The organism is Gilliamella sp. Choc6-1 (genome assembly GCF_001690385.1).
In the GTDB taxonomy this organism is placed as follows: Bacteria; Pseudomonadota; Gammaproteobacteria; order Enterobacterales; family Orbaceae; genus Gilliamella; species Gilliamella apicola_A.
This window is the reverse complement of the sequence record NZ_LZHI01000067.1, coordinates 1-10,319: the sequence shown is the minus strand read 5'-3', so window position 1 is coordinate 10,319 and position 10,319 is coordinate 1. Positions and strand designations below refer to the sequence as shown.

Below are 10,319 nucleotides of genomic sequence, written 5' to 3'. Positions count from 1 at the left end.
CCGCCGATATCCGTATACTTTTCAAAGAATGGAACTTTTTCATATAACGGACTGTTGCTATCTGAACTAACAACACCATCATTATATTCACCGTAAAGAACCCGAATATTATGGGTGATGCTGTTGCCGTCATGGCTACCTATCGCTAAGTTACGGAAACTGAACTTACCTTCATTATCAGTTGTTGATAACATCGGTTTGCCCGCTTTATCCATAACATGTTTTTCATTGCTATCTAATAAATAGACATTTACTCCCGATAACCCTGGATAGTTAGCCAGCCCTATTAAGCCTGTGCCAGCACTGTCTTCAACTAACTTACCTTCGATAACTCCACCATTGATATAACCAAAGTTTTGGTCAGTTAAATTACCTACTACTTCCACAGTTGCCATATCCACTGTTTGTGGTGTTTTTAACGAGCCATCAGCATTATGATGCGCATCATCCGGGTCAAAACTTGCCGTTAAGGTAGTCGGTACACCACTGACAACGATATTCCACTTACCTGGGATAATATTTTCAACTTCATAGCTGATTTCACCAGCCTCAATTGTGCGAATAACTTGAATCTCAGGGTTCGCTTCATTTGTTAACGTTACTGTCACTACCTCATTAATGCTACTGTCTGTTTCTGCTGTGTAAATGCCATCATCATCTTTATCTAAGTAAATTTTACCGCTGATACCAGCATTACCTTTCCATGCAAAACTTGCCCCTTCAACTTTATCCGTTGCCTGAGCAAATTGATACGTCTCACTCATCTCGTTATCAGTTTGATTTGTTGAAGGAGTAATTGTCGTATCGGTTAACATAAAGCTACTAATATAACTGTTACCTGGGCTTTTCACTTTAACTTGATAATCAATACCATGTGACAAATTTTCAAATCGGTACTGACCTAATCCAGCTACATCACTGCCACTGGTTTTTACCTCAGCAGAATTCACTAGATGTTCATCAACATAAAGCTCAACAGCATAGTTATCATAGATAGTATCAATACCAATATCCTGAGCAACAATGGTTTGACCATCATCAGGATCAACATCAATGACAACCTGCCCACTTATGCTCGCCTGACCTTTCACACCAAAATCTACTTTTGCTTTTGCTGTTGCGCTAAGTTCAATCTCAACGCCACTAGCTACTGACGTGCTAGTACTACCTTGGGTTTCACCTACATAGCTAAAATCATAGCCTGTCGGTGGTTCAATGCTCACCTGCCATTTACCGGCAGCCATATGCTCAATTTGGTAATGACCATTTGCATCACTAACTGCTGTCAATACAATAGCATTGTTACTTACATTTTTCACACTTACCTTTACATCGGCTAAGGTACCAAAGTAATCTGCGTGGACACCTTTACCTGCATAATCACGATAAATTGTTCCTACTAAACTACCTTGACCTTTATAGCCATAGTCAACATTCGTAACTTGTGCCGTTACGGTAGCAACGTCAACAGCAGTACGCTTATTCGCAGGGTCGTTAGGACTAAAGCTGATTTCATAACCTTGTAATTCGTTTACGTTATCATCAACTTCAACTTCATATTTATCATAAGCAGTTAAGCCCTCAAAGCGGTATTGACCTTTTGCATCGGTTTTAACCTCTATTTGCCCCGAGCCAGCCGCACCTGTCATTTTTAAGCGAACTGGAATATTGACTAGTGGTTGGTCAATATCCATCACTGAGTTTCCGTCTGTTGTATCCATATCAATTACAACACGACCACTGATTTGCGCACTCCCTTTCGCACCGAAGTCTATGCTATAACCAGTTCCTCGGACCAATACTTCCGGTGTTACTTCAACAGTGACCTCACCTGCGCCATTATTGGTTATTGGATTTTGTGAAACAAAGTCAACATAGCTGTATTGCCAGCCTGACGGGTATTTCGTCACGCTAACTTTCCATTTACCTTGCACTAAAGTATCAAAACTATACTTACCAGTACTGTCAGTTTTTACCGTATAGTGGATATCACTATTTGATACACTGACTGCCGTAATTTCCACCTCTGGTAACAACGGATAGTTTGTTGCATCATGTATACCATTACCTAAAATATCTTGATAGACATGACCACTAATACCTAAATTACCTTGATAACCAAAATTTTGTCCAGTTAAGTCAGTATTATCACTACTCACTTTTAGTGTTTCAATTTCGCTTTTACCATTTGGGCTAAAGCTCAATTCATAACCATTTAACTTACGCAATGGGTCTGTTACTTTTATTGTGTAGTCATGTTGCGCTAAATTAGCAATATGAAATTCACCTTGACTATTGGTCGATACACTTAAGTAACTCTGGGTTTTATCATCTGCATTACCCAGCACTACGGTTAAACCTTCAACGCCCGTATCTGCAGCAGAAAGATCACCACTGGTATCATTGTCATAAACAATTTTACCACTGATGTTACTTTGACCCCTCATACCTAAATCCAGTTCAATAGTAGTTGCCGTACTCGCATCCACGTTATAGCTAATACCATTGGCACTTTCTTTATTTGGAGTCACTGCTTTTTTAACAAAATAACTGTATATTAAATCAACTCTGGTTGGATGTGATACCGATACAATCCACTCACCATTAATGATGTTAGGCAATGTGAATTTACCATCGTTATCTACTTTTTCAACACGAGTCAATTTTTTACCATTGATGGTTGCTTCTGCTTTTACTTCTGCACCAACCAATACCGGATTAAAGTCTTGATGACCTTTATCTGCACCAATACCAGCAACATCTAAGTATACGGTACCAGATATCGCACGATTGATTGTATAACCAAACGCTTGGTTTTCAGCTATAGTATCTTTTGAAAAGCTATCGTCTTTCGGACCGCTTACTTTAAATACTGCAGTATTACTTGCCATATCTGGCGTTGTTTTATTTGGGCTAAAGACCAGTTTATAGCCTTTATTAGTAATATCATTGTCATCTAGTACTAATTCATAATCATGTTGGCTTAAACCTGTTACTTCAAAATAACCACTTGCCTTATCAACCGTTATTTCTCTGTCAACAAATTCTGATGTTTGAGTAGCTGAAGTTAACTTCAATTTTGGCGTTATTTCACCTAATCCAATATCATCTGCACTATATTTACCATCATTATCTATATCAAGCACCACATAACCTTTGATAACAGAACTACCACTGTAACCAATCTCTATCCTATTCACATTAGGTTGTTTATCAGAAAGAGTAACAGTTAATGATAAGTCCTTGGCAGTCGCTGCTGTGTTAATGCCACCATTCTCGGTATAGCTTAATTGATAACCACTCCAATCATTCACACTTTGTGAACTGTCAGTGGTAATAACCCAATCACCTAAAGGCAAATTATCCGCAGTGAAGTTACCGTCATTATCGACCGTCACTTTTTTAACGATAGTGTTGTCATGTTTGTTGGTCAAAATAAGTTTAACACCAGCTAAATTAGCATCTACAGCCGTTTTATTCTGGCTATTGTCCACATCAATACTAATATGACCGCTAACCTCACCGATATATTTATACGCTGTGCTATTTTTTAACTCATTATCTTGCAATGATGAATATGTATAGACATCGCTGTTACCGGTTATTTCGCTATCAGGTATCAGTGCTGTACCTGTTGGGCTACTAACTACAACCTGATAGTTACCATTTTTCGGCAATTTATTAAACAGATACTCACCTGTATTTGAGGTCTGAGTTTGAGACAGCGTAACATATTCCGTTTCATCGGCTGGTTTATATTTTAAGGTTACATTTATGCCACTAATACCTTCATCGCTATCTTGAACTTTATCTCCATTAATATCTATCCAAACGTGACCTCCAATTTGTTGTTTACCTACTACCAGATAGTGGTTATCTGATGAACCGGCTCGAGGTAATTTTTCAATTGGAATAACAATATCTTTTGAATTTGTGCCAGCTTTACTTAATTTAAAGTTATAGTCAGGCAGTGTATCCATTTTCAAAACAACAGAATAGTCGGCTGTATCACCAAATAACAGATTAGAAAATTGATATGTGCCATTAACTGTTTCTTTTGACAGCAATAACTCACCTTTGCCATCTAATCCTTTATGTAACTCAACAGTTGCCTTTATTTTTCTGTCAAGCAAATGGGCATAGGTATTTAAGTTATTTAAATCTTTTAAATTATTGCTATCGTTAAAATCAACGTAAATATTACCTGAAATACCATTTACACTAGCTTCCTTATAATAGAAGTTATTTTTATGTTCACCCTTATTAGCTAATTGGATATCCGATAGCGTATCTAATGGTTGAGTAGTACCTTTACTGTTTCTAATCAGCGAATAACCTTCTGGTGAAGTCACCACATTAATACTGTACTTACCATTCACCAGGTTATAAAAATGGTATTCACCTTCGCTGTTGGTTTTTTGACGGGCAACCATATTCCCATTTGCGTCAATTAAGCCAATAAGAATATCAGCGATAGGTTTTTCCGAATCAGTATCATCGACGACTGCTTTACCAGAAATACCACTATCTTTTGCTTCTGAACTATTGATACCCGCTGATGGGTTAGTGTTTGAATTACCCGCTAACAAAAAGTATCGGTTTTGCTCTGTTCTTGCCACATCGGCAAACATAATTGGTGCCAAACTTGTGTTAGTATTGTTATCTGCGTTAGAGATAACCCCATAACCCTCTGGTAACACCACTTCCACAATATAAGTGGTATTTAAATCAATACCACTAAAGCTATAGTACCCTTTATCATTAGTTTCAACTTGACGGTAAGGCTTAGTATCTGTGACAGCATTTTTATATAATTTAACGCTGACGCCAGGTAAAGCTATATCGCCTGTTTTATCAAAATTAATATCTACACGACCATTATTGTTAATATCAACCATAATATTACCAGTAATGGCTGCATCACCATTCTTCTTATAGATAAAGTCTAAATCGCTACCCGAAACAGACGGCGTTGTTGGAGAGATTTTGATATCGTTGGCTGAATCAGATGAACTCTTCAATTCATAACGACTCTTATCTAGACCTGTATCAGTGACCTTAACGGTATAGGTGTCATCAAATAGATTTTTAAATGTGTATTTTCCCTGTTCATCAGTTTTCGTGTAGCTATAAAGTATACCTTTTCGATATAGTTCAACTTTCACGCCTGAAATTGGCACATCATTTTTATCGGCTTCAAAGATACCATTATCGTCAATGTCATAATAAAGTTGACCACTGATTTGGGTATTATTCTTTAGTTTCAATAACCAATATTGATTAGGTACACCTGAATTATTAGCCATAACTTGCATATATTCCAGACTATTTTTTATATTATCTGGTAAATAGCTTTCTTTAGGTTGACTGCTATTAGCTACTAACTCAAATTGGTTGGTATCAAGTCCTTTTAATTGTAATAACATATTTGTCAAATATAAATTACCACGAGTTGAATTTGCTTTAGTGTAAGCAAAACCTCCGTTTTTTTGCACCTCATTATCAATGAAATCTGGATTTGACAAAATTGAATCAACACTACCAGTAAAGTAACCTGGATAAATCCTTGGTGTAAAAATCCCTTCTACACTCAAAACACCTTTATTATAATTAGTTAATTCATCTTCGGTCAGTATAACAGCCTCACCAATTTTTCCAGATCCAGTAATATCTAAGTAAATTTTACCAGATACACCTTCAGATACACCCGAAGCTGCTAGAGATGCCTGCATGAAATATTGCTCTTTAGTCAAACCATTAGCAAATGTTCCATCCGCTAATACTTCAAAGTCTAACGTACCTTCAGGTGTTACAGGATCCATATCTGCAATATCGATATAATTTCCACCTTTATTGTGAGTTATACGATATTTTCCTTGTGGGAGATTTCTTATTAAAACCGAATTAAAAAAGTTTCCAAGACCTTTTTTCCACTCTTGATACGTACTACCATCCCAATAATAGAATTCAAATTTGCCACTTCCATTTTCAGATGTAGACAATCCTTTAAGTTTCCTATCACCATCTAAATCGTTGACAGGGTACGCGTTGATATCAGCTACACCTTGCATTAAAAAGTTTTTAATTATTGGTGGTCCAAGTTTATCAAATTTGACGATATAAGTTGATTCAAGCCCTTCACTACTATTAGTTACAGCAGTGGTTCCTGAACGTAAAGCTTTAATCATATAATTTACGCCAGCATGAATACCATCTCTACTGCCAATAAATTTAAATTCGCCACTTTTATCTGTAATTTGATGGGCAATATAATTTTTGCCACCAACGATACAATCATCTTCATTACCATCACGACAAAGTAAAACTGTTGCATCGAAAAGAAGTAAATCACGTGTTAAATGCAGCTTATTCTTACCGTCTTCATCATTTGTGTCTAAGTGAACACTGCCACGAATAACATAATCTTGTTGTTTCAGCTTATACCAGAAGTTAGTGTTAGTATTATAAACCTTACCACCACTGATATTTAATTCGATAACTGATAGGTTGTTCTGTACTCCTGTGCCTTGATCATTGTTTTCAAGCTCAACATCATTTGAACCAACATTACTTGGACCACCAAATTCTGGTTTAGCATAAACTTTATATTCACCATCAGTTAAGTTAGTCAGATTATAAAAACCATCACTATTTGTACCAAACTCTGTCATTAAATTGTAATTTCCATTAGGCAGTTTACGATATAACAAAACTCGAGCTGCACTAATTGGAATATCAACATTGGGATCATAATTGCCTGTAGTACCAGGATGACTATTGTTGAGATAGATATAACCTGAAATAGTATTTGGTTTTTCAGGTTTAAAAATTATATTACTATCCTGTGATTTACCTGGTAATATTGTTAATACATAGTCACTAGTTGAACGATCAATTATTAGTCCATCATTAGTCTCATCTATTTTATAAACATATATTCCTGCACGATCTACCGGTACAGTCATATACCCTATTTTACCATAGTAACCAGGAGTATAATGAGTTCCAACTAATTGTTTTCCTTTAGAATCGATAGCTGGAGTAACGCCATCTTCCTCATAAAAAGACACTTTCATGTAAGTCGAAGCTGTTGTTGTTGAAATACCATTAAGACCTCCCCCCCAAGATGTTCTATTATTAGCGGTAGCCATATTACTTACTATCTTAAGCATACCTAAATCAGAACGTACCTGAGAATACCAAAAGTTTTGATTAGACTTTATTCCTTGTCCTAAACTAGGTATTGTAATTTCTCTTGGTCCAATATTATCTTGTTTACCATTACTTAAAGTTACTCTACCTTTATGACGGCTTTTTGATTCAGGTGAAGTACTAGACGATTTACCATCAGTATCATTGACAAAAGCATATTTATTTAAATCTATGCCTGATTCTTTAAGAACAACTTTATAGTCTTTTCCACTAGCCAAGCCACGGAATTGATATAATCCATTTTTTTTATTCGATTTTTGAGTTGCTATCTTTTTCCATGTCATTCCATCATGTTGGTAAAGTTCTACTGGAGTTTCAAAGTAAATACTGTTTGCCGCAGGTAAAGTATTAAAACTTGCACCAGAGTCGGGACCCATTGGCATATGTTGTTCTGATAGAACAAATACATAACCTGATATACTAGGCAACTTAGTATCATTTGGGTCTATTTGTAGTAAAAAGTCTGGACCGCTAGTCAAAGCTGTTGAATTCGATATTGTAACTTTTGCTTCCATTTTCCCTACTGGGATATAAGGTGCAGCAACATTGGTCACTTTAATATCGTAGCTTTCTACAGCTAAATTTTCAAAATGATATTTACCATTTTCCTTTGTGGTAATGGTTTTTGTGCCCAATACTTTGGTTGTCGTGCCCGGATAATAAAGCTCAACATTCATCCCTATTGCACCCGTATCAATATCAGCACTGTAGATACCATCATTATCCTGATCGATAGCAACTATACCATCAATACCCCATTCATTACGCTCTTTAATATTGAAGGCACCTATTTTTTTAGCACCATCCATATTAAATGTCATGCTGTCAACATAACCATGCGTATTATCCGGTAATGTAGCATCCCATAATGCATATTTTTTTGCATTACTTATATCTTCTATAAAAGAATTTACATCGATTACTGCGGTATACGAAATTTCTTTTAACGTATTTTTGATCTCGATTATACCGTTATCTTTAGATGCCATTTCCAATTCACCAGCTACCGCTGAATTGATAAATTTAACTGGAATATTTTTTGCACCTATTCCTTTATCATCTTTTATCGATAACTGAATGTCACCACCCGCACCTTTTAAAAATAGGTTTTTAGATTCGCCTGTGTCGGCTATAAGTGAGACTGAATCTTCTACAACCTCATCTTTGTCTGTTTTTGCGACAATCTTATAGGTTGTTAAAGCTGGTGCTTCTAATGTGTATTTTCCTTTGCCATCTGTTTCTGAATTAGAGACTAATTTTCCTTTGTCATCATATAATTCAACCTTCAAACCTATTAATGGCATCTCGGTTTTTGTTGCCGTGTTATCGTAGTCCAAATAGACCGTACCTGATACCGGAAAAGCGTTTGCCGCCGATATCGTCATCAATGATATAAAAGTTGAAGCTAATAAACCTTTTGCACATTTGAACATTGACTTTTGTCCATAGCCGCCTGTTTTCCTGCTACTTTTGGCTTTCATCTCCACTGCTGCATTATGCTCAGTTCGCATTATCTCCTCTCCTGATATGCGTAAATTCTTTTTAACTTGGGGAATAATTTTTCCAATTTCTATGCTTTGCCAACTGTCCATTAGAAACTCCCTACTACATTGACAAACCAACCATGTGAACGATAGTTCAAGTGTGTTAAGTTGTCGTTATAATCCGTAAAGTTATACCCCACGCCCATTTTAATATTATCGCCAATATTACGGTAAATACTCGTCACAAAGCCATCTTTATGGTCATCAGCTAAATCGGTACGTAACGTACGACCCTCTACCTGATATTCCCAATCGCCTGTCTTATAATTTAAACGCAGCGCATACAAACTCGCCCCTGATGAGTACCAGTTACTTTCATTTTTATAGCGTAAATGACCTTGCCTATGGGCTGCTTTAAATGCAGTTTCCCAGTTTGCATTCCATTCATAAACCCCTTCTAACGACCACACCCAGCTCTTTTGGTCATACAAACTTGAAGTATAGCGTTTCCCACTCGATGAGGTCGAATTCGCTATCAGCTGATCGTCCGGATCTAACCCGTAAACATAAGTCAGTTTCCCAAATAAATTCAGATTGTTTATTAATTTAGGACGATAAGCAAAACCAATCATTGATTCAGTATAGTTGCTCACCACATCATTCGATGTGTCTTTATTCCCAAAAGTTTTTGCAAAATCAAACTGTGCTAACCAACTTAAGTTTTCGCTGACAATCGTTTTCGCCCTATTGGTGGTGACCCATTGTCTTATCCGTTCACTACCTTCATCAATCCGATATTCCAGACGGTTACGAATTTGGAACCAATCATTTTTATAGCCGTAACCAGCCGCATAAACATCACGACGCGTTTCATCATGACCCGATAAACTAGTACGGTCACGATTACGGTTGTTTACACGCCCAACCGAGTAAGAGCCTTCAATAAATTGTGCTTCGGTAGGTTTATAACTGACACCATACACATCTGAAGTAGTATGATCGATTTTGCTAGTTTTGAATTGACGCTCAGAATAAAGCTCCAGCTCACTGGTCGCTTTGGTTCGACCGCCCACTACCGTGGTAATGCCTCGCCCAGAAGTAGAGTCCACATCATTTAACACTTTCGTATACAAATTAGTCTGCTCATTAACATCCCAACCTGCCTGAATACCCCCTCCAGCGCCTCGATTGGATGCAAAAATTTCCGCACCAATATTAATACTGTCGGTAATTTGTGAGTTATAACCAATTGTGGTACGGTTATCATCTGCCACATCGCCCGATTTGGCCACCGTTAATTGCTGAATAATATACCCTTTATCTCGACCATCAAAAAAACTACGCTCCAATTTAGCCGCAATTAATGCTTCATGTGTGGCGTCTTCACCATAGTTGTGGTCATTGCGGTGTTGTAATTCAAACGCTGCTGTATACACATCCCCCAATGCAGTGTAGTACTGTGCTCGAGTAAGTTTTTCAACATAGTTAGCCTTGTCTTTTTCTTGACTGTAACTCAACAACAAACCGTGTTTATCTTGCTCAAAATCATAACGTAGTTCACCACCCCACTCTTCTAAATCGCTGCTGCGTGCTTTAGCAAAATTTGAAAAGCCCTCTTGCTGT

At 37.0% G+C, this 10,319-nt stretch carries 2 protein-coding genes; both read right to left on the bottom strand.

Features of this window, described 5'->3' with window-relative positions:
* Positions 1 to 8,804, bottom strand: an 8,804-nt coding sequence (locus A9G36_RS09450) for an SdrD B-like domain-containing protein (protein WP_141670646.1), incomplete at its 3' end; no start/stop codon positions are given.
* A partial coding sequence (locus A9G36_RS10215) for a hypothetical protein (protein WP_176701037.1) occupies positions 8,804 to 10,319 on the bottom strand: 1,516 nt, incomplete at its 5' end. The genes A9G36_RS09450 and A9G36_RS10215, both read right to left, overlap by 1 nt.